Origin of the sequence: Methylobacterium oryzae (assembly GCF_021398735.1) — a bacterium.
GTDB lineage: Bacteria > Pseudomonadota > Alphaproteobacteria > Rhizobiales > Beijerinckiaceae > Methylobacterium.
Window position 1 is genome coordinate 1,523,787 of the sequence record NZ_CP090349.1, and the last position, 19,331, is coordinate 1,543,117.

Annotated in this window: 30 protein-coding genes; 10 read left to right on the top strand and 20 right to left on the bottom strand. The window is 69.2% G+C overall.

All coding sequences use genetic code 11. The features are described from left to right. Positions 1-21: 21 nt before the first annotated feature. The 13 genes from LXM90_RS07270 to LXM90_RS07325 all read right to left on the bottom strand — a co-directional run bounded on the left by LXM90_RS07270 (position 22) and on the right by LXM90_RS07325 (position 5,282). Entirely contained in the window at positions 22-417 is a 396-nt protein-coding gene (locus tag LXM90_RS07270) for a hypothetical protein (protein WP_234082205.1), read from the bottom strand. A gap of 310 nt (positions 418-727) precedes the next feature. Further along, the gene (locus LXM90_RS07275) at positions 728-1,093 is read right to left on the bottom strand and encodes a hypothetical protein (protein ID WP_234082209.1); all 366 of its coding nucleotides are present in this window, start codon (positions 1,091-1,093) and stop codon (positions 728-730) included. Further along, positions 1,090-1,380, bottom strand: coding sequence for a hypothetical protein (locus LXM90_RS07280; protein ID WP_234082212.1), 291 nt, complete (start codon positions 1,378-1,380; stop codon positions 1,090-1,092). Before LXM90_RS07280 ends, LXM90_RS07275 begins: the two co-directional genes overlap by 4 nt. After that, the gene (locus tag LXM90_RS07285; protein ID WP_234082215.1) at positions 1,377-1,583 is read right to left on the bottom strand and encodes a hypothetical protein; all 207 of its coding nucleotides are present in this window, start codon (positions 1,581-1,583) and stop codon (positions 1,377-1,379) included. Before LXM90_RS07285 ends, LXM90_RS07280 begins: the two co-directional genes overlap by 4 nt. Then, on the bottom strand, positions 1,580-2,179 hold the full coding sequence (locus LXM90_RS07290) for a hypothetical protein (protein ID WP_234082217.1): 600 nt from the start codon (positions 2,177-2,179) through the stop codon (positions 1,580-1,582). Before LXM90_RS07290 ends, LXM90_RS07285 begins: the two co-directional genes overlap by 4 nt. A gap of 146 nt (positions 2,180-2,325) precedes the next feature. Next, positions 2,326-3,126 carry a hypothetical protein gene (locus LXM90_RS07295; protein WP_234082220.1) on the bottom strand — a complete coding sequence of 267 codons (801 nt, stop codon included), beginning with the start codon at positions 3,124-3,126 and terminating at the stop codon, positions 2,326-2,328. 58 nt (positions 3,127-3,184) lie between these two features. Next, positions 3,185-3,307, bottom strand: coding sequence for a hypothetical protein (locus LXM90_RS31880; RefSeq protein WP_267965785.1), 123 nt, complete (start codon positions 3,305-3,307; stop codon positions 3,185-3,187). Continuing rightward, positions 3,307-3,606 (bottom strand): hypothetical protein, encoded by a 300-nt coding sequence (locus LXM90_RS07300; protein WP_234082222.1) that lies wholly within the window; start codon positions 3,604-3,606, stop codon positions 3,307-3,309. The genes LXM90_RS31880 and LXM90_RS07300 overlap by 1 nt, the downstream gene beginning before the upstream one ends. After that, positions 3,603-3,749: a hypothetical protein gene (locus tag LXM90_RS07305; RefSeq protein WP_234082226.1), complete on the bottom strand. Its 147-nt coding sequence runs from the start codon at positions 3,747-3,749 to the stop codon at positions 3,603-3,605. Before LXM90_RS07305 ends, LXM90_RS07300 begins: the two co-directional genes overlap by 4 nt. 188 nt (positions 3,750-3,937) lie before the next feature. Next, positions 3,938-4,207: a hypothetical protein gene (locus tag LXM90_RS07310; RefSeq protein ID WP_234082230.1), complete on the bottom strand. Its 270-nt coding sequence runs from the start codon at positions 4,205-4,207 to the stop codon at positions 3,938-3,940. Beyond that, positions 4,204-4,425, bottom strand: coding sequence for a hypothetical protein (locus LXM90_RS07315; protein ID WP_234082233.1), 222 nt, complete (start codon positions 4,423-4,425; stop codon positions 4,204-4,206). Before LXM90_RS07315 ends, LXM90_RS07310 begins: the two co-directional genes overlap by 4 nt. After that, positions 4,422-4,670, bottom strand: a complete 249-nt coding sequence (locus LXM90_RS07320; RefSeq protein WP_234082236.1) for a DNA-binding protein — start codon at positions 4,668-4,670, stop codon at positions 4,422-4,424. The genes LXM90_RS07315 and LXM90_RS07320 overlap by 4 nt, the downstream gene beginning before the upstream one ends. Before the next feature lie 12 nt (positions 4,671-4,682). Continuing rightward, positions 4,683-5,282: a hypothetical protein gene (locus LXM90_RS07325; protein WP_234082239.1), complete on the bottom strand. Its 600-nt coding sequence runs from the start codon at positions 5,280-5,282 to the stop codon at positions 4,683-4,685. 138 nt (positions 5,283-5,420) lie between these two features. Between LXM90_RS07325 and LXM90_RS07330 the strand changes: the two genes are divergently transcribed. Together LXM90_RS07330 and LXM90_RS07335 are read left to right on the top strand one after the other, a co-directional pair. Beyond that, positions 5,421-6,563, top strand: a complete 1,143-nt coding sequence (locus tag LXM90_RS07330; RefSeq protein WP_234082242.1) for a tyrosine-type recombinase/integrase — start codon at positions 5,421-5,423, stop codon at positions 6,561-6,563. 228 nt (positions 6,564-6,791) lie between these two features. After that, positions 6,792-7,079, top strand: a complete 288-nt coding sequence (locus LXM90_RS07335) for a hypothetical protein (RefSeq protein ID WP_012322505.1) — start codon at positions 6,792-6,794, stop codon at positions 7,077-7,079. A gap of 73 nt (positions 7,080-7,152) precedes the next feature. Here the strand turns inward: LXM90_RS07335 and LXM90_RS07340 are convergent, their stop codons facing one another. Beyond that, on the bottom strand, positions 7,153-8,091 hold the full coding sequence (locus LXM90_RS07340; RefSeq protein WP_234082244.1) for an alginate O-acetyltransferase AlgX-related protein: 939 nt from the start codon (positions 8,089-8,091) through the stop codon (positions 7,153-7,155). Positions 8,092-8,353: 262 nt separating this feature from the next. Here LXM90_RS07340 and LXM90_RS07345 point away from each other — a divergent pair, with 262 nt between their 5' ends. Continuing rightward, the gene (locus LXM90_RS07345) at positions 8,354-8,533 is read left to right on the top strand and encodes a hypothetical protein (protein ID WP_020092863.1); all 180 of its coding nucleotides are present in this window, start codon (positions 8,354-8,356) and stop codon (positions 8,531-8,533) included. Between the two features lie 18 nt (positions 8,534-8,551). On the opposite strand, the gene LXM90_RS07350 is transcribed toward LXM90_RS07345, so the two are convergent. After that, positions 8,552-8,842, bottom strand: coding sequence for a PilZ domain-containing protein (locus LXM90_RS07350; RefSeq protein WP_020092862.1), 291 nt, complete (start codon positions 8,840-8,842; stop codon positions 8,552-8,554). A 407-nt stretch (positions 8,843-9,249) separates the two neighbouring features. On the opposite strand from LXM90_RS07350, the gene LXM90_RS07355 reads away from it, so the two are divergent. Next, positions 9,250-10,293, top strand: a complete 1,044-nt coding sequence (locus LXM90_RS07355; RefSeq protein ID WP_234082246.1) for a hypothetical protein — start codon at positions 9,250-9,252, stop codon at positions 10,291-10,293. 16 nt (positions 10,294-10,309) lie between these two features. On the opposite strand, the gene LXM90_RS07360 is transcribed toward LXM90_RS07355, so the two are convergent. Then, on the bottom strand, positions 10,310-10,651 hold the full coding sequence (locus LXM90_RS07360) for a hypothetical protein (protein WP_020092859.1): 342 nt from the start codon (positions 10,649-10,651) through the stop codon (positions 10,310-10,312). 82 nt (positions 10,652-10,733) lie between these two features. Continuing rightward, a complete protein-coding gene (locus LXM90_RS07365) occupies positions 10,734-11,597 on the bottom strand; it encodes a formyltransferase family protein (protein WP_020092858.1) in 864 nt (287 codons plus the stop codon). 199 nt (positions 11,598-11,796) lie between these two features. On the opposite strand from LXM90_RS07365, the gene LXM90_RS07370 reads away from it, so the two are divergent. Then, the gene (locus LXM90_RS07370; RefSeq protein ID WP_020092857.1) at positions 11,797-13,395 is read left to right on the top strand and encodes a cryptochrome/photolyase family protein; all 1,599 of its coding nucleotides are present in this window, start codon (positions 11,797-11,799) and stop codon (positions 13,393-13,395) included. Here LXM90_RS07370 and bcsS read toward each other — a convergent pair. Next, positions 13,362-14,087, bottom strand: coding sequence for a cellulose biosynthesis protein BcsS (gene bcsS, locus LXM90_RS07375; protein WP_020092856.1), 726 nt, complete (start codon positions 14,085-14,087; stop codon positions 13,362-13,364). The genes LXM90_RS07370 and bcsS overlap by 34 nt on opposite strands. Before the next feature lie 293 nt (positions 14,088-14,380). Here bcsS and LXM90_RS07380 point away from each other — a divergent pair, with 293 nt between their 5' ends. Beyond that, positions 14,381-14,983, top strand: coding sequence for an exopolysaccharide biosynthesis protein (locus tag LXM90_RS07380; RefSeq protein ID WP_267965786.1), 603 nt, complete (start codon positions 14,381-14,383; stop codon positions 14,981-14,983). A 9-nt stretch (positions 14,984-14,992) separates the two neighbouring features. Here the strand turns inward: LXM90_RS07380 and ldtR are convergent, their stop codons facing one another. Beyond that, positions 14,993-15,505, bottom strand: a complete 513-nt coding sequence (gene ldtR, locus LXM90_RS07385) for a transcriptional regulator LdtR (RefSeq protein WP_020092854.1) — start codon at positions 15,503-15,505, stop codon at positions 14,993-14,995. A 160-nt stretch (positions 15,506-15,665) separates the two neighbouring features. Next, a complete protein-coding gene (locus LXM90_RS31990) occupies positions 15,666-16,124 on the bottom strand; it encodes a DUF6163 family protein (RefSeq protein ID WP_026604878.1) in 459 nt (152 codons plus the stop codon). Positions 16,125-16,335: 211 nt separating this feature from the next. On the opposite strand from LXM90_RS31990, the gene hemB reads away from it, so the two are divergent. The 4 genes from hemB (at position 16,336) to LXM90_RS07410 (ending at position 19,217) form a co-directional block, all read left to right on the top strand. Further along, positions 16,336-17,394 carry a porphobilinogen synthase gene (hemB, locus tag LXM90_RS07395; protein ID WP_026604877.1) on the top strand — a complete coding sequence of 353 codons (1,059 nt, stop codon included), beginning with the start codon at positions 16,336-16,338 and terminating at the stop codon, positions 17,392-17,394. Then, entirely contained in the window at positions 17,391-17,759 is a 369-nt protein-coding gene (locus LXM90_RS07400) for a hypothetical protein (RefSeq protein ID WP_020092850.1), read from the top strand. The genes hemB and LXM90_RS07400 overlap by 4 nt, the downstream gene beginning before the upstream one ends. 98 nt (positions 17,760-17,857) lie before the next feature. Continuing rightward, positions 17,858-18,346 carry an RDD family protein gene (locus tag LXM90_RS07405; RefSeq protein WP_042672022.1) on the top strand — a complete coding sequence of 163 codons (489 nt, stop codon included), beginning with the start codon at positions 17,858-17,860 and terminating at the stop codon, positions 18,344-18,346. A 124-nt stretch (positions 18,347-18,470) separates the two neighbouring features. Beyond that, on the top strand, positions 18,471-19,217 hold the full coding sequence (locus tag LXM90_RS07410) for an arginyltransferase (RefSeq protein WP_020092848.1): 747 nt from the start codon (positions 18,471-18,473) through the stop codon (positions 19,215-19,217). The last annotated feature ends 114 nt before the right edge of the window (positions 19,218-19,331 follow it).

Sequence of the window (19,331 nt, forward strand, 5' to 3'; positions counted from 1 at the left end):
GCGCTGAGGATCCATCATCGCTCAGCTCCACATGCGAGCGACGAAGACGGAGCCGGGCTTCACGGCACGCACCTCGATCGAGCGCCCGCCGTTCAGCGGCTGCGCTGCGGGCACGACGATGCGTGGCACGTCATCAGCGTCGTACAGGGCTCCGGTGCCAGCGTTGGGCGTGGTCCCCTGCTCGCCGACGGTCACGATCCATCCCTGCCGGCTCATGGCCTCCAGGCGCAGGAGCACGAGCGGGCCGGTGCCGGGCGCGGCGGGAATGGTGATGGGATCGCTGGCCGTCCGGTTTTCCGGAGTGTCAGCGTCCTCCCGTGCGATGATGCCGGATGCGATCGGCACACCGAGGATCGTCTCGGTGCCGAGCGAAAACGAGCGCAGGAGCGGGATCACCTCCCATCGCAGGTACTGCATCACCGCACCTCCGCCCGGTTGAAGGGATGGTTCGGATCCACCGGCAGGCCGTCGCTGCCCAGCCGGTTGCTGTAGCCGCGGGTCTCGCGCTGCTGAGCGTCCCGGTTGTGGTGCTCCGCACAGAGGCCGCGCCACGTGGAGCGATCCCAGAACTTGGCGCCGTCTCCACGATGCCGTGTGCCGTGATGGACATGGCAGGCCGGGCGCAGGCAGCCGGGCTCGGTGCATGTCGGGTTAGCACGGAGATGCGCTTCCCGGGCTCGCCGCCACCGGGCATCGTAGCCGCGCTGTGCTGCTGAGGGACGGCCGGTCATCCGCGCACCGTCAGATCGATGCGGACGGGCTGGCTATCCTCGAGCGTGGTCTCGGCGGCCTGGACGTTGCGCAGGCGGCCGCGGGCGATGATCTGGTCGTTGAGCTTCGGATAGACGTCGCCGCCTGCTGCGCCCGGCCAGACGCTGGTGTTGGCCAGGATCGAGCTCGGCGACATGATCACCTTGCTGTCGCCCTGGACGATGCCGCCGCTCAGTTCGTGCGGCTCGTAGCCCCGAACGCGGGCACGGCAGGTGATCGAGACGAAAGTGCTGCCCGAGCCGATTCGACGGCGCAGGGTGATATCCTCGCCGCGGGTGACGAGCGATCGATCCAGACGGGCGCGGGTGGCGGCGGGCGTCATGCTGCGCCTACCTCGCGGCGGGCATCCCGCATCCGCTCCCGGATCGCATCGAGCTCGCGGCGCATGTCGCGGGCCTGGCGTTCAGCGCGATCGACCTGGAGCTCTGCGCGATCAGCGCGCTGAGTTTCCGCATTCCGATCAGCCCGCATGGCCTCGAAGGCGCGGGTCAGGCGCAAATTGTCCCGCTTCAGGCGGCGATTCTTTTCCAGGAGCTGCGCAATCGAGGCGTGCCGGTGCTGAACCTGCACAGCCTCGCGTGCCGCATCGAAGGTCTCGGCGGCGTTCATGCGCTCGCTCCCGACGACAGGGCGCGCATGGCCGATCGCACACACGCGGTGGTCGCCCGGTGTCGCTCCTCCAGATCGAAGGCCATGAACGAGCGCCCGCACCGCAGGACGGTCCCAATCATCGTCCGGCCCGCGTAGGCGTGCATCTCGGCGGCGGCGATGGACCGGCAGGCTTCCAGGTCCAGGCGGACCGGCGCGCTCATCGGTCGACCTCGACGGTATCGCGCGCGAGAAGGTCACCGAGGGCGAAGATCGTCCGCTGTGAGATCGCGGCCGTCAGCCGCCGATCTTCTCCGGCCTCAGCCCCCGCCACCGAGGCACGCGCGCCATGCCGGCGCACGTCGACCACCCACTGAGCGATCATCCGGCGCCGACCCGACGCATCGCGCAGCAGGAGACCCGCAGCCGGCACCGTGCGGCTGATCTGAAGCTCGATGCCCGAGTCGCCGAGCTCGCGCCGTAGCGTGCCCGCATAGTCGAAAGCGCCGGCCAGGAATTCACCGAAGCTGGGGAGGCGGATCAGCAGGCCGAGCGCTCGCGTCACACCTTCCGGCTCGGGCTCCGGCAGGCGGACCAGGGCGCGGAACGTGTCGACCACACGTGGGGCCGCCGTCGGGCTGTCCGTCGCCATGATGCCGATGACGAGGTTCGCAACGTCGTCGGGCGTGGCGTGCGGCGCGGCTGTGCCTCGACCGCCATGCGAGAGAAATCCGCCCGAGCGCAGAAAGCGGCCGAACGTATCGATCGACGGAAAGGGCCGGCCGTCCAGCCGCGCCAATGCTTCGATGATCGCCGGCATCCGAGCCATGGCCGCCGTTCCCATTCTGTTCGATAGACAGAACCTATCGGATCGATAGACGATGTCAATGATGTGGGCATGCGACATTGATGGGGGCGATCACGACCCGCCGTGGGCGTTGTCGGATTTTCCGATATTGCGTGGGCTCACTCGCCTCGGCTGAGGGCCCGGTAATCAATTGGCTTGGCGGGCTGAGGCTGCTCGACGGAATGCGCCTCAATCGGCTCCGGCCGCTTCGCAAGCCATCCGTGCTTTCGGCAGTAGGCGCCTTCGAAAACACCGCACCGGATCACGGCCGGCTGATCGCATTCATCGCAGGTCGGGACGACCCGGGTCCCACCCCCCTCACTCTCGGGGGAAAGGGGGATCTCGCCGGTTTCGGGGTCGAAGCCTAGAGCTACATCCTGAACCGCCGGAGGAGAGACCGAAGGTGAATCTCTAAGGTGAAAGGGAGGGTAAAGATCCCCTTCACGAGAGGACGTTTGCCCTCCGGTCGGGGCTGAAACTAGGGGACGTTTACCCCCCTGTGCCGACATTGCGCGCCGCTCCAGATCTTCGGCCGCGCGGCGTTCTTTGCGAGCCTCGCGCAATTCGGTCCGTCGATCCAAAAGGGAATTCGCAGGTTTGTCCGTAAGGAAATAGACGGTCGCCTTTCGGGCCTCCCCTTTCCTTGAGCTGCCCGGAATGAAGGTGAGCCATCCTGCGGCGGCGAGTGCCTTCCGGTGATCACGGATCACTTGGCGATCTTTCAGCCCGGGCATTTCCTCGGCGATCACGTCGTCGCCGATCCGAGCTGTGCAGACGCTCGCAGCTCGGTCCCAGGTGTCCTCGTCCAGCGCCTCTACCAACCGGAGTAGGAAGCGCACGCTGACGGGTTTCAGCGCGGGATCCATGCCGGCCGCGTTGAGCAGGTCGAGCTTCCAGCTTGTGAAGGTCTGAGAGGCCACGGCGCCAATCCGAGACAGACAGAAGCCGCGCGGCAGGATCACCACCGCGCGGCGAGGGTCAGGCGAAGCGGCGGAGCGCTCGCATCAGGTGGCCGACGATCGGCCGGCCGAGCCGGGTCCGGTAGGCGTAGTGCAGCGGGATCCCGATCAGGATCAGCAGGAACAGCTTGAGGCGACCCATTAGGCGGCGTCCCCGGTGAAGGGCCGGTCGAGGAGGGCGTTGATGACCTTCAGCCGTCTCCAAACCTCGCCGAATGCGAAAGAGACGAGCTCAATCTCGCGCTCACTGAAGTGCACGCCAGGGCGCCCCAACGGCGTCCCGTCATGCTTCTCGATGTGCATGTCCCACCACTGCATCGCCATATCGGCGAGCCGCTGGACCTCATCCATCGGTCCCTCGAGCTCCATCATCCGCTCGTACCAGTGCTTGAGACGAGCCTCTTGAATCCGCTCTTGCTCGATGCTGCCCGGCGTCTTCATGCGCGGCCTCCCAGCGATGCGGAGGCCTCGCGCAAGGTGACGAACACGCCCACGCGCTCGCCGGTGATCCGGAACGCCGCCCAGGCGCCGCGGCGGCGGTACAGATGGCCGACGCATCGCCGGCCGTCGTGAACGTCGACCACGTTCACACTTTCTTCAGTTCTGGTGCTATAGGTACGGCACGTCATCGAATGCCCTCGCAGGGTTGGTGATGAGGCCGAGGAGCGGGTTCCAGCCGCTGCCTCGGCCGTTGTATTTCCGGCATGGGCGTCCACTCAACGGACACCCTTCGCGGCCGGCGCGCAGCACACGCCCAAGCGGGCGGGTGATCTCAGTGAGCGGTGTCGATCGGGACGGCGGAGAGCACAGCGGCGACGTGCTGGCGGTTGTTCTCGCGGACTATCAGAGCCGCGAACATCGAGGCGCCCGACAGCTCCTGATGCTGGCCCATGTAGGCGAGCACCGCATCGAAGGTGATCGGCGTGCCGCCTGACCTCACGATATCCAGCGCAGATCGCACCATCCGTGAGCTGTCTGGATCCGCCTCCAGCGCCTCGAGTTGCTGAAGCACGCTTCGGGAGGCTTCACTATCTTCGATCATGAGTCCTCCCGGCCGCGCTCGGCCTTCTGCAGTTGAGCCACAGCTCCGCAGAGATCCTGCGCGAGGAGCAGCGCCGTCTCACGATCGAGAGAGAGGTTGAGGCTGGCGGGTCCCACCGGCAGATCGGCCACCAGCTTCACGTGACTCTCCGCCGGATCCTCACGGCACACAGCCGCGAAGACCTGGACGCCGGTCGGGGCGACGATTGCGCCCGTCATGCTGCGCTCTCCTGCCGCTCGATCCACGCGAGGATCGTCGAGCGCCGGGCGCAGAGTGTCGCGCCCATCCGGAACGTGGGCAGGCCGAGCTTCTGCGCGGCGTGGTAGACCTTGCGCTTGTTAGCCTCGCTCGCCTCTCCGAACATGAAGAGGGCGATTGCCTCGGCGCCCGACAACAAGTCCTGAGCGAGAGGCAAGCCGGTATCGTTCGCGCCGGACGGGCGCGTTGCAGTCGAGCCAATCATGGATTGTGTCCTTTAGCTGAAAAGTACTTCGGCAACTGCTCTCAGAGTTTTGTCTGAGATGGTTGTCGTGTCGCGTCTATCGGCAGATGAGAAGTTGCCGGTGCCCATGAACCAAAACGTCGCGTAATCTTTATTTGTGTCCCGAAGTCGATACGTTGCTTCTGCGTATGGCTCCGGCTTGCTGAACGCGATCTCCACGCTCAGCTGATGGAGCTCGCCCTGCGCTTCGTTGGACAGAATCCGGTCACTGATCGAGTCCGGATTGCCAAAAGTATCGATCAGGAACTCGAGATAAGATCCGAGATCTTCACGTAGAGCCGGCGCTTTGAAGATCCGTCCGCTTTCATCGTCACGAAGGTGTACACGGTCAGTGAGCTGCAGGTCCCTATAACTCTGCACAATGGAACCGGCAGACCGAGCTACGCTGCTGGCGTTCACTCCAATAAGAAGGTTCGCTGCATCGCGAATAGACATCTTGGCCGCGGAAAGGCCTCTTCCTCCTTTGCTGACATGTCCTGCATCGCGAACACTGAGGCAGATGCCGCGAACGGTCATTTCCTCCATTCCTTCGACCGACGCGATTACTCGCACGAGGTCGTTGAAGAAGGCCATTCCGGTTACCTCATGTCGATATTAAGTACATGGAGCGATGGACACGTCAAGGTGCCATGTCGTAGTTTCGTACATGCGATCGGGTTTCAGAGTCCCTTATGGGTCGACCAATCGCCATTCTGTAGGAGGTACAACGACATGGCGTCGATCCGAAAGCGAACGCTTCCATCGGGCAAGGTCCGATGGCTGGCCGGGTATTCCGATGGCGGAGGGAAGCGCCGCTTCCGCCAGTTCGAAACGAAGAAGGAGGCGGACGCCTTCCTCGTCCAGGCGCGCAACCAGGTCGCGACCGGCGTGCACACGCCCGACTCGGTTTCACCCACCGTCGCAGAGGCCGCCGAGCTCTGGCTGAAGCGTTGCGAACGCGACAGGCTCGAGCGGACCACGCTGCTGCAGTACCGCGGGCACCTGACCCACCACATCGGGCCACGGCTCGGCGCGGTGAAGCTCTCGCGGCTCACGGTGCCGCTGATCAACGAGTTCGCCGATCAGCTCCTTACGGCCGGCCGCTCGCGGGTGCTGGTCTCCCGGGTGATGGTGAGCCTGTCGTCTATCGTGACGGAGGCACAGCGGCGCGGGCTGGTGACCGCGAACAACGTCCGGAGCGCAAAGCCGGTGCGGCGTTCGTCCCGGGAGGACAAGCGGCCGGAGATGCCCAGCCGGGACGAGCTGAAGGCGATCATCAAGGCGACGCCCGACCAGTGGCGGCCGCTCATACTCACGGCGATCTTCACCGGCCTGCGGGGATCCGAGCTGCGCGGGCTGACGTGGGGCGATGTGGATCTGAAGCGCGGCGTGCTGAGCGTCCGCCAGCGGGTCGACCGCTTCAACAGCTTCGGGCCGCCGAAGTCGAAGGCTGGGACTCGGGACATCCCGCTACCGCCGAATCTGCTCACCACCCTGAAAGCCTGGAAGCTCGCATGCCCGAACGGGCCGCTAGGCCTCGTTTTCCCGACGGTCGAAGGAACGGTCCAGGGCCACGCCAACATCCTCCACCGATGCTTCTGGCCGCTGCAGGTGAAGGCCGGCGTCACGGTGCTGAAGGATGGCCAGGACGAGCAGGGGAGGGCGATCAAGATCCCCGAAGCGAAGTTCTCGCTCCACGCCTTGCGTCACGCCGCGGCGGCGCTCTGGATCGAACAGGGGCTCTCGCCGAAGCGGATCCAGACGCTGATGGGCCATGCCTCGATCGCCCAGACCTTCGACCAGTACGGCTATCTGTTCGAGGCCCGAGACGACGAAGCGGCCATGATGGCGGGCGTGGAAAAGGGCCTGCTCTGAAAACCGCCAGCAACGTCAATGCAACACGGAACCCATAAGCCGTTGTCACCTAACGAATATTTTTGGACTTTTAATCTGTAGGTCCTGGGTTCGAGTCCCAGCGCGCTCACCACATCCTCGATCCTCACTTTTGACATCCGGCGCGGTCGGCGCCCTGCCCACATGAAAATCGGAACCCCTGGTTGCGCTTTGGGTTGGGGTCCCAACGCAACTGCGAAGGAGTCACCGATGCGCAAGCTCGCTCTCATCTCCGCCGTCACCCTGTCCCTCGGCGCGCTCGGCGCCACCGGCGCCCAGGCGCAGGGTTATGGCTACGGCTACGGCGGCCACCACGGCTACGGCTACGGCCGCGGCTACGATCGCGGCTACGGCCACCGGCGCGATTTCGGCTACCGCCGTCACCGCGGCCTGTCGACCGGGGCCGCCATCGGTCTCGGTATCGCGGGCGCGGCCGCCGGCGCCGCCGCGGCGGGCGCCTTCGACCGGGGCCCGGGCTATTACGGCCGCGGTTACTGAGCCGCCGCGCACCTGAGGGAGCAGAGCCCCGCCGCCACCGCGGCGGGGCTCTCGCTTTTAGAAGCGGCCGGGTTCAGCGCAGCCAGCGCCGGATCCGCTCCCGGAGCGTCGGGCGGACGGCCCGCCGCGCGCGCGACGCCGCGAAGCGATCGATGCGGATCCGGTCGTTCGGAACCTGCCGCAGGAACCGCTCGGCGATCTCGAAGACGACGATGTCGGGCCGGACATCCTCGACGTAGGCCCAGTCGATGTTCGCCGACCAGATCGCGTGCACCTCGGCGAAGGTCTCGGCCAGCATCGCCGTGAGCCGGGCGCCCGGGCTGTAGATGTAGGAATCGCCGAACAGCACCACGCGGCGCGGATCCGGCGCCTCCGGGTTCCTCAGAACGACGCGGGATCCGACGAACAGTCCGCGCGGCCGCACGGCCCGGCCGGATTCCCGCACGGCTACCAGGGCGTTCGCGTCGATCCGTGCCGCGTGGCGCGGGAAGTCGTAGGCGACGTAGGCCTCGTCGACCGGCGGGACGAGCTTCTCACCGAGATCGAAGGTGAAGCGCTCGGTCACGCTGGTTCCGGCGAAGACGTGCGCCGCCACCGGCACGTCCAGGGCCTCGCAGAGCGCGCGGTACGCCGTCAGGTAGCCCCGGTAGGTCCAGTGGGTGTCCGTCCGCAGGTAGACGGGCTCCTCGACTCGCGCCGCCAGTAGCGGTGCTTGCAGGTCGACCATCGGGGCCCCGCTGTCCCCGGCGACCAGCCGGGCGAGCCGAACCACGGGCGGATCGTCGAGCCCCGGGAAGGGGCGGCCGAGCAGGTCCGGATAGATCGCGAGCTTGTCGGGGACGACGGTGTGCACGTGCCGGATCCCGAGGTCGTCGAGGCGCCGCGCGCGCCGCCCGATGAGCCGCGTCCAGCGCTTCAGGATCCGCCGCGAGGTCGCGGTGTCGCCGTAGAAGGCTTCGACCTCGCGGGCGCGTCCGACCCAGTACAGCCAGCCATCGTGTCCGACGGCCACGCCGTTGCCGCTCGTCTTCAAAGCTTCCGGCCTCCCGCCGCCCGCGACAATCCCGTCGATGACGCTGGGCTTCCGCCTCGACGGATCCGCGCGGGATTGCAACCCCTTCGTCCCCGGGAGAGGCGGGAACGCGCCGGCGGCGTTCCCGGCGCGCCGCCGCTTTCGCCGGCGTATCCGCGCCGCGGTGAAACTTTATGGCCGCGCCGCGGGTACTCCCGTCAGGCGCATCACACGGCGCGGCGTTGCGAAGAAGGGTCGACCCATGTCCGCGCTTGTCACGTTCGTCGGCTGCGGCCTGGTCCTGTCCGGGTTCGCGGCCGAGAAGTTCGCCGAGCGTCGCTGGCTCGCGGCGAGCCGGCCCGCACCCCTCGACACCCTCGCGGTCCTGGCGCTGGCGCTGCCGGCCGTCGGGCTCACGCTGATGGCGACGCTCGCGGTCTGAGCCCGCAGGGTCGACCTCTCACACGGCCTCGCCGCAGAACAGGACGCCGACCGTCCGCTCCTTCCGCCAGACGAGCTGGACCGCGTAGCGCATCTCGGCGCTCGCCAGCACGAGGTCGAACACGTCCTCCAGCAGCACCGCCTGCGAACCCAGGAACTCCAGCATCGCGCCGCGATCGGAGATGTTCATGACCTGGCAGGGATAGCGCGCGCCGTCCCGTTGCTGGGCGAAGGCCAGCAGGGCGGTGGGTCTCCGCTCGGTCGCCCGGCGTTCCGCGACGGCGGCAGGGGTGCTGGCGTTGCGGGACACGGCCGAAGTTCCTGCCCTGGTCGGCCGGTATGGCGCGATATCAGTAAAAATGCGCCGGATTCGCTAACATGTTATTGATGATCGACATCCGAGCGTCAGAATAGCAAGTCGCGCCCTGTCTATCGGACCGGTCTCCGGTAATCACCGCCGGTCTCGTCTCGGCGGCCCTTCGCCGGCCTTGATGAACCGGCCGATCAGGAGGCCGAGCGGGATCGACACCAGGAACCAATTGCGCAGGAATCGCAGGGCGGTCATCGGCTCGCTCCCATGGCGCGGCGGGTGCCGCATCCGCGGGCGCCCGTGGCCGGCGTCGCCGATGCGATGCTGTAACCTATCTGGTCCCGCGGGCGGGTTCTGCCAGTGCGATCCTGGGCGAGGCCGCGCCGAGAGGATATCCGGAGACGATCATGCGCATCCGCCCCGGCACCGCCCTGATGGCGTGCTTCGCGATCGGCGTTCCGACGGTCGCGGCCGCCGAGGCGCCCGGACAGCCGCCGCGCGCCGCGCCGGCGACGGATCCGGCGTCCGCACCGCAGCCGTGGCCGCCGAATTTCTCCCGCAGCGTGCAGGGGACCGGGGTGATGGGCCTCGATGGCGGCCACGTCTTCCTCTGGAACCGGCCCCAAGGCTTCGATCCGGTCTCGACCCTGCGGGTCGACCGGCACGTGCCGGAGGGGTCGGGTGAGGCCACCCACACCTACAAGGCGCTCTGGGCGCTCGGATCCACCGGCCCGCACAATGCCGGCTACGAGTGGACGATCACGGGCGAGTTGCACAACCGCGCCCTCGCGAGCACCGGCGCGCAGAACGTCGCGGTCAACGGCACGATCTTCAAGGAGCCCAACGGGCTGGGGCCGGTCGGGCCCTCCTGGGCCGGCAATTTCAACTGTGTCGACATGACCGACGAGGCCGATCCGGTCGCCTCCTGCATCGGCGCCGAGATCGACGTCTCGGCGCAGTCGCCGACCACCGACCGCAACCGCCAGCGGGTCGGACTGCAGATCTCCACCGGCGGCGTTCCGGGCGCCCATACCGGCTACGGGATCCTGATGGGCAACCTCACCGGCTCCATCACCGACCGGGCGATCTCGTTCCAGGGGGAGGGGACCTACGGCATCGGCATCGACGCCGCCGCCGCGCGCTTCACCGGCGTCCCGATGCTGCTCGCGGCCGGGCAGGCGATCGGGCTCGACGGCAACCGCGAGGGCGGCTTCTCCCGCAGCCTCGGCTTCGACGGGCGCGATCTGGTCTACGGCACGGCGGCCGGGCCGGTCATGCGCGTGAGCGACAACGGGCAGATCGAGGCCGCTTCCCTCCGCGAGAGCCTGCCGCGGCCGCCCTCGAGCAGCCGCGCGCCCTGCACCCCCGGCGACCACGCTTGGGACGAGGCCTACGAGTACCGCTGCGTCGCGCCCGACCGCTGGAAGCGCGCGGTGCTCAGCGACTGGTGAGCGCCGCCGCCGGCCGTCAGCGGTCCAGGATGCGCACCACCGCGCGGGTGTCGGGATCGACGACCACGATCTTGTCGCCCGGCGCCACGAAGTAGCCGAAGCGGCGCAGACGCGGGTTCGGGGCCTCCGTGAAGGGCGCGAGCCGCACGTCGGGCGGCACGATGCTGCCGGGCCGCAGCGGGATCGATCCGACGATCGGGCCCGGACCCACCGGCCGGCGCACGATGTAATCGCGCACCACCACGTCGTCGTCGGGGCCGAACTCGTCGGGCGTGACGATTACCGCCTGCGCGAGGGCGGAGCCGGTGAAGAGCGCGGCGAATCCGAGGGCTGCGGCGAGGCTGGCGCGGGTCGACATGGCGGACTCCCGTGGGGCCCCGGCGGAGTGCCCGGGCCGCCGGAAACATCGGGGTCGGCGTTCGAGTTCCCGGACGGGCCGGTCAGCGGCCGATCTGCCCGGCCTCCGCGAGGGGAACCGGCGACCAGCGGGTCAGCTGGACGTACCCGTCGAGGGCCGCCACCACGACGTGGCGGCGGTGGCGGTGCACCACCGCTCCGGGCGTGTGCGCGTGGCGCTCCTGCCACCCCTGCGCCTCCGCCACGTAGACCCGGGCATCGCCGAGCCGCGCGATCGTCTCGACCGTGCCGAAGGCCCGCACCCGGCGCAGGACCGTCTCGACGTCCTGCCGGAAGTCGAGTGTCCGGTCGGCGTCGGTCGCGCGCGGCCAGTAGGAGCCGTCCCCCTGCGGCTCGGAGCGCCGCCAGCGGTTGGGCAGGTCGCGGCCGAGGGGGCCCGCGGCGAGGCGGCGCGCCGCCATCTGGCACTTGGCGAGCAGCGTCTCGTGGCTCTCGCGGGGGCTCAGGCCGAAGATCTCCTGCGCCAGGATATCGCCGGTGTCGAACCCGTCGGCGAGCACGTGCGCGGTGACGCCCCAGGTCTCGTAGCGGTCGAGGACGGCCCGGAACAGCGGGTAGGGGCCGCGGCCCGTCGGGAGCGGGGAGGGGTGGAAGTTGAGGCCGTAGGCGGCGCGGCCCTTCCAGCCCTTGATGAGCCAGGGATAGCCCGCGACCACGAGTGCCCAGTCGCGGCCGTGCTCGGCCTGGAGCGCCTCGATGTCCCGCTCGCGGATCCGCGAGAGCTGGATCGGCAGCCGGAGGGACCGGGCGCGGGCCACGACGACCTCGTTGTGGTCGTAGACCCCGTCGCAGGGGCGCGTGAACAGTTTCACCGGCGTCCAGCCGGCGTCCAGCAGACCCTCGAAGACCCCGCCGAGGAAGTCGATGCCGGCGAACGCGAACTTCATGCTTGCCGCCTGCGACCTTGTGCACGTGGAGGGCGCGGGTCCGCCGCCTGCCCGGCCGCGTCCCCGGGCCTACCTTGATTGGGCCGGCGGCGGTGGCAAGGGGGAACGGCGTGGTTCGGGTGATCTTCGACGGCGGGACCGGAGGGTTCGGCCGCGCCGCGGATGGCGAACGCTCCGCTCCGGACTGGAAGGTCTAGGCATGGCTGGGAAACGCCGCGCCGCGCCGTCCGGAACCCTGCGCTTCGTCCTCGGCGATCAGCTGACCCGCCGGGTGTCGAGCCTCGTCGACCTCGACGCCGAGCGCGACGTCGTCCTGATCGTCGAGGTCCGCGACGAGGCGACGTATGTCCGCCACCACAAGCAGAAGATCGCCTTCCTGTTCGCCGCCATGCGCCACTTCGCGGCCGAGCTGGAGGCGGAGGGGATCACGGTCGCGTACGTGCGCCTCACCGACGCGGGCAACACCGGCAGCTTCACCGGCGAGCTGGAGCGCGCCGTGGCGCGCCACCGGCCGGAGCGGGTCGTGGTGACCGAGCCGGGCGAGTGGCGCGTCTGGGAGATGATGCAGGACTGGCGCGAGACCCTGGCGATCCCGGTCGAGATCCGTGCCGACAACCGCTTCCTGTGCCCGCGGGAGGATTTCGCCCGCTGGGCGGAGGGCCGGCATCACCTGCGGATGGAGACCTTCTACCGGGGCATGCGGCGCCGGACCGGCCTCCTGATGGACGACGGCGAGCCCGCGGGCGGCCGCTGGAACTACGACCCCGAGAACCGCAAGCGCCTGCCCAGGGGGCATCGTCCGCCGGACCGGATCGGCTTCCAGCCCGATTCCGTCACGCGCGCGGTCATCGCCCTCGTGGAGGCCGAGTTCGGCGACCATTTCGGTGATCTCACCGGCTTCTCCTGGCCGGTGACCCGGGCCGACGCCCTCGCGGCGCTCCGGCACTTCCTGGCCGACGCCCTGCCGACCTTCGGCGACTATCAGGACGCGATGAAGACCGGCGCGCCGTTCCTGTACCACGCGCTCCTGTCGCCCGCCCTCAACGCCGGGCTGCTCACCGCCGAGGAGGTGTGCTGGGCCGCCGAGCGCGCCTACCGCGACGGCGCGGCGCCGCTCCACTGCGTCGAGGGCTTCATCCGGCAGATCCTCGGCTGGCGGGAATACGTGCGCGGCCTCTACTGGGCCCGGATGCCCGCCTACCGCGACAGCAACGCCCTCGGCGCGGGCCGCGACCTGCCGTGGTTCTACTGGTCCGGCGAGACGGCGCTGAACTGCGTCGCGCAGGTCGTCGCCGAGACGCGCGCCCACGCCTACGCCCACCACATCCAGCGCCTGATGGTGACCGGCAACTTCGCCCTCATCGCCGGCCTCGACCCGGCTCAGGTTGAGGAATGGTACCTGATCGTGTTCGCGGACGCCTACGAGTGGGTCGAGCTGCCCAACGTCCACGGCATGGTGCTGTGGGCCGACGGCGGCGTCATGGGCTCCAAGCCCTACGCGGCCTCGGGCGCCTATATCGACCGGATGTCCGATTACTGCGCGTCCTGCCCGTACGACGTGAAGGTCAAGGCCGGGCCGGAGGCGTGCCCGTTCAACTATCTCTACTGGAACTTCCTCATCGAGAACGAGGACCGGCTGGCGGGCAATCAGCGGATGGCCATGCCGTACCGGACACTCCGCGGGCTGGGCGACAGGCGCCGCGCCGAGATCCGCCGCGACGCGGCCGCGTTCCTCGACGCCCTCGAAGCCCGGCCGAGCGCCGATCAGAGGGGCGACCAGACGGACAGGCTCAGGTAGGGGCAGGCGCGGCCCCGGCCGCTCTCGGACTGGAGGCCCGCCGACGCGCGGAAGCTGTACCGGCCGAGGGCGAAGTCGGTCCCGTGCAGGCCGAGGCTCCACTTCGCGTAGCCGGTCCCGTCCGTGTAGAGGGCGGCCTCGGGCCCCAGATAGGTCTCCCAGAGCCGGTAGCCCCAGGCGAGGCGCGCCCACAGGCTGTCGCGGGACGACCCCGCGACGGCGCTCGCCTGGAGCAGCGTCGCCTCGCTCGGGCGTGCCCAGACCTCGCCGTGGAGCCGGAGCCCGAAGCGCGTCGGCAGGGCGTCGAAGAGCGGCCCCGCGATCAGCATCTCCCGCGCGATCTCGGGCCCGGCAAAGGCCGCGACCGCGCCCCAGTCGAAGACCCACTGGTACCCGGCCAGGGCGGCGGCGGCGACCGTGTAGCGCGTGCGGGGGCCGTCCGGACCGGACTCCGCGCGCCGCCCGCCACCGACGCTCGCCAGCGCGGTGAACCCGTCCTGCGCGAGGGAGGTGAGGCCGGCCTTCGCCCCGACGGTCAGGAAGGTGTCGCCGCCGGCGTCGAGGCTGCCGAACAGCAGCGTGTCGATCTCGCTGCCGCCGGCGGGGTGCGAGACGGCCGCCTGTCCCGCGAGCAGAACCGCGAGAACGGGCGCGCGTCCAGCGATCTTCGGGCGAGGGCGCTGGTTCGGCACAGTCGAGCCTCCGACGTTTACGGACGAAGGTAAGAGAAAATTAACCGCGTTTCATCGCGATCCGCTCGCGATCCCCCGGAATTGTCGGATTCGCGCGCCGATCTTCGGGTCGCAGGGACGAGGTTGCTTCGGAAAGGTGCGTCGGCGCGCGCGCTGTGCTGGCCGGGACTTCGCGGGCCGTCCGCCGCGCGTCCGCCCGCGGGACGCCATCGCGCTGTCGCGAATCTGCCGTGCTTGGCGTGCCAGATGTTCTCGGCTAGAGCCCCCGCGGGAAAGCGAAGGTTGGCAGATCCTTGACCTCCGGTGCACGAACGTCGGACGTCCTCACCGTGCTGGCGAGCCAGGAGGGCGAGCGCCTCACCGTGGGCGACATCGTCGCGGTCCTGCGGGACCGTGCCTTCGCGCTGCTCGTGGTCCTGCTCGGGCTGCCGAACTGCCTGCCCATGCCGCCGCCGATCCCGCTGATCTGCGGCCTGCTCCTGCTCCTCGTGGCGATCCAGATCGCCGCCGGGATGTCGGCGCCGTGGCTGCCGCGGATGCTCCTCGGCCGCTCGATCGCCCTAACGGATGTCCGGCGCGCCGTCACCCGCGCGGTGCCGATCCTGCGCCGCCTGGAGCGCTGGTCGCGCCCCCGCGTCAGCGTGTTCGAGACCGCGCTCGGCATGCGCGGCATGGGGATCGTCCTGCTCGCCCTGGCGCTGGCGCTGATCGTGGCCGCGCCCATCGTCGGGCAGATCCCGCTGGGTCTCGCCGTCTGCCTGGTCGGGCTCGGTCTCGTCGAGCGCGACGGTCTGGTCGTGCTGGGCGGTCTCGTGATCGGGATGTTCGGCGTCGCCATCAACGCCGGCTTCGCCTACGCGGTGATCGCCGGGATCATCGGCCTGCTGAACCTCTGAGGGCGCGCCTCAGAGGCGGTAGCGGATCTGATCGGTCCAGAAGCGCTCCAGGCGGGTGAGGGCCTGGTTCAGGCGAATGAAGTCCTCCTCCGAGATCCCGCCAATCGGCGTGATCGTCCGGGCATGCTTGTCGTAGAGCCCCTGGATGATCTCGTGAACCTGGCGGCCCTTGTCGGTCAGGCTGATCCGGACGGAGCGCCGGTCGGTCTTCGAGCGGGCGTGGTGGAGATAGCCGGCCTCGACAAGCTTCTTCACGTTGTACGAGACGTTGGAGCCCAGGTAGTAGCCCTTGGTCCGCAGCTCGCTCGCGGTCAGCTCCTTGTCGCCGATGTTGTACAGGAGCAGCGCCTGGACGCTGTTGACGTCCTCGCGGCCGCGGCGCTCGAACTCGTCCTTGATCACGTCGAGCAGCCGGCGATGCAGCCGCTCCACGAGGTGCAGCGCCTCGAGGTAGGAGCCCTTGGTGGAGGCGGCTTCCTCGGGGGCCTCGACCTGCGCGACTCGGGCGTTCTGGGTCTTCATCTCTGCCTCGCCATCCGATGATCCGGCACCCGTTGGATGCGGCGCCGTTGATGATGGCTAAGCTAGGGCTCGGGAATGAAAGGCGATTTAAGCGACAGGATGAATTCGCGATTTACTCTTCGCGGTAAAGACAAACTGAATGAAGACAAGAACGGTTCGTTCACCGTGCTTCCTGCGCGGCCAGCCAGGACAGCAGGAAGTACAACGTCACAACACAGCCTCCGAATACGAGCAGCGGCACCGATAACGGCAAGAGTTGCGGTGTCAGGACAGCGAGCGTCATCGCCGACGTGACGGCGAGCAACCAGATCACGCCGCCCCAGGCGCTCGTCAGCCACAATCCGATCGCCGCCGCGGCGTCGATCACCGCGAAGTAGACGATCGCGGATTGGCGGCCGAACGGCTCGGCCTCGAAGGGGCGCACGCCCGGCAGGACGTCGAGGATGGTCGCCCAGGCGAAGACGCTCTTCAGCAGCCAGACGAGGGCCGTGAGCCGCATGAACCAGATCAGCACTGTGTCCCACGTGCCGGACGCGGGGCCCTGGGCCCGCTCGATGCGGTCGCTCGGGATGCCGCCCGGCCGCGGCGTCCTGCGCCGGATCGGAAAGTAGCTGGGCACTATCGAGCGCTCGCGGATGGTGGGGGCCGGTTCATGGCGAAGGGCCGGGATCCTGATCGATCGGGCGGGGGTCGCCGGGTTGAAGCGGTTCCGCCGTCCGGCGTCAACGGTCGGGTTTCGTTGCGCCGGCCCGGTGTGGTAGTCGATCGCCTCCGGCGCACGGGCGCCGCACGATCCGCGGCGTGGTCCGCGCGAACGGTAGCGAAGCCGCATGTCAGACACCCTGCCAGAGCCGCGCCCTCTCGCCGTGGAGGCCGCTCGCGAGGGCGCCCGCGTGGAGGGTCTGAAGATCACCCAGCGCCCGCGCCGGAACCGGAAAGCCGACTGGTCGCGCCGCCTCGTCCGCGAGCACACCCTGACGGTCGACGACCTGATCTGGCCGATGTTCGTGATCGACGGCGAGGGCCGCCGCGAGCCGGTCGCCTCGATGCCGGGCGTCGAGCGCCTCTCGGTGGACGAGATCGTCCGCGACGCGGAGCGCGCCGCGAAGCTCGGCATCCCGGCGGTGTCGTTCTTCCCCTACACGGAGGTGTCGCTGCGCGACCCGACCGGCTCGGAGGCGCTGAACGCCAACAACCTCGTCTGCCGGGCGGTCCGCGCCGTGAAGCGGGCCGTGCCCGAGATCGGGATCATGACCGACGTGGCGCTCGATCCCTACACGAGCCACGGCCACGACGGCCTGATGCGGGACGGCGCGATCCTCAACGACGAGACGGTCGCGGTCCTCGTCGAGCAGAGCCTGATCCAGGCCGAGGCCGGGACCGACATCATCGCGCCCTCCGACATGATGGACGGGCGCGTCGGCGCGATCCGCGCGGGCCTCGACAAGGCCGGCTTCCTCGACGTGCAGATCATGGCCTACGCGGCGAAATACGCCAGCGCCTTCTACGGGCCGTTCCGGGACGCGATCGGCACCAAGGCGGCGCTGGTCGGCGACAAGCGCACCTACCAGATGGATCCCGGCAACTCGGCCGAGGCCCTGCGCGAGGTCCGACTCGACCTCGACGAGGGCGCGGATTCGGTGATGGTGAAGCCGGGCCTGCCCTATCTCGACATCATCCGCCGGGTGCGGGACGAGTTCCAGGTGCCGACCTTCGCCTACCAAGTGTCGGGCGAGTACGCGATGATCGAGGCGGCCGCCCGCAACGGCTGGCTCGACGGCGACCGCGCGATGGTCGAGGCGCTCCTCGCCTTCAAGCGGGCCGGCGCCGACGGCGTCCTCACCTATCACGCGCCGCGGGTCGCGGAGCGCCTGCGCAACCATCCGTGAAGCGCGGGCACCGCTGGCTCCTCGGGGCCGCGGTCGTGGTCGGCTTCCTCGGGGGGCTCGTCGCCTGCCAGGACACCCTGCGCCGGGATCGCGTCGCCACCTGCCGCCGGGCGCTCCCGGCGGTCGCGCCGCAGGACGGGATCCGGCTCCTTCGGGCGGCGCCGGGGCCGTCGGCGAATTCGGTGCGCGTCGACTACGCCGACGGGAACCGGCAGCACTGGCTGACCTGCCGCTTCGATGCCGGCACGACCCTGGTCGCCCTCGCCACCGAGGCGAGCACCCTGTCGGGCCCGTCCCTCTACATGCTCAAGCGCTTCTACCTCGACACGCCCGACGCCGCGGCCGGAGACCCGGCCGGGCGCTGAGGCGCGCCCACGCCCGCGTCTCCTCGCGGATCCCCTTGCGGCATCAGGCGTGCGCACCCACCTTCACGTCCGCAGCCTCGCTTGCAGGACGCGACACCATGCAGAACCCACAACCCGGATACGCGCAGCGCTTCGAAGCGCCCGGCTACGCCACCGCGTTGCCGATCCCGTTCGTGCGGGCGAGCCTGGGTGGCCGGACGGTCGCCTATCTCCTCGACATCCTGTTCATCTTCGGCTTCACGGCCCTGCTGACCCTCGCGATCACCGTGATCGGGGTGGTCACCTTCGGCCTCGGCTGGACGCTGTTCGCGGTCCTTCCGGCGAGCGGCATTATCTACAGCGCGATCACGGTGGGCGGGCCGAAACAGAGCACGATCGGCCAGCGGATGATGGGCCTGCGGACCGTCGCGCCCGAGAGCGGCGCGCGGGTCGACGTCATCACGGCCGCGGTCCACGCGCTGCTGTTCTACGTGGCGATCTCGACCTTCCTGCTCTGGTGCGTCGACATCGCGTTCGGGCTCATGCGCTCCGACCGCCGCCTCGGGCACGACCTGCTCCTCGGCCTCGCCGTCGTCCACGCGCGCTGAGCCGCGATTCCGCTGATGAAAATCTGACGGTGCGACCGGCCGGGCCATTGAGCCCCGGCCGGTCGCCTGTACACTGTCACGCCGGCGCCGCGAGGATGAACCCGGCGCAGGGTCTGTGAGAAGCGTGACCAGCCACCCGCGCGACACACCGCAATTCTACCTCACCGCCCCCTCGCCGTGCCCCTACCTGCCGGGGCAGGAGGAGCGGAAGGTCTTCACCCACTTGGTCGGACGGCGCGCCCGCGACCTGAACGAGATCCTGACCCAGGGCGGTTTCCGCCGCTCGCAGACCATCGCGTACCGGCCGGCCTGCGAGACGTGCCGGGCCTGCGTCTCGGTCCGCGTGGTGGTCGACGAGTTCGAGCCGAGCGCCAGCCAGCGGCGCATCCTGGCGCGCAGCGCCGACTGGGTCGGTACGCCGGAGCCGAACCGGCCCGCCTCCGAGCAGTACGCCCTGTTCCGCCGCTACCTCGACGCCCGGCACGGCGACGGCGGCATGGTCGACATGACCGTGCTCGACTACGCCATGATGGTCGAGGACAGCCACGTCGACACGCACCTCGTGTCGTATCGCCGGCACGGGCCGGACACGGCGATCACCGGCCGCGGCTCCGGACCGCCGCTCGCGTTCTGCCTGACGGACGTCCTCTCGGACGGCCTGTCGATGGTCTACTCGTTCTACGATCCCGCGGAGGCCGCGCGCTCGCCCGGGACCTTCATGATTCTCGACCACATCCGCCGGGCTCGCGCGCTCGGGCTGCCCTACCTCTATCTCGGCTACTGGGTCGAGGGCTCGCGCAAGATGGACTACAAGTCCCGCTTCCGGCCGCAGGAACGGCTGATGGGCCAGGGCTGGGTGCGGATCGACTGAGCCCGGTGCGGCGCGCGTTTCACGTCGGTTGCCGTCCCGGCATGCCCGATGCGCATTGAGCGGCCGGCCCGGCGCATGCTACCGGCCACGCACGCAATCCGGACCGTGCCGAGG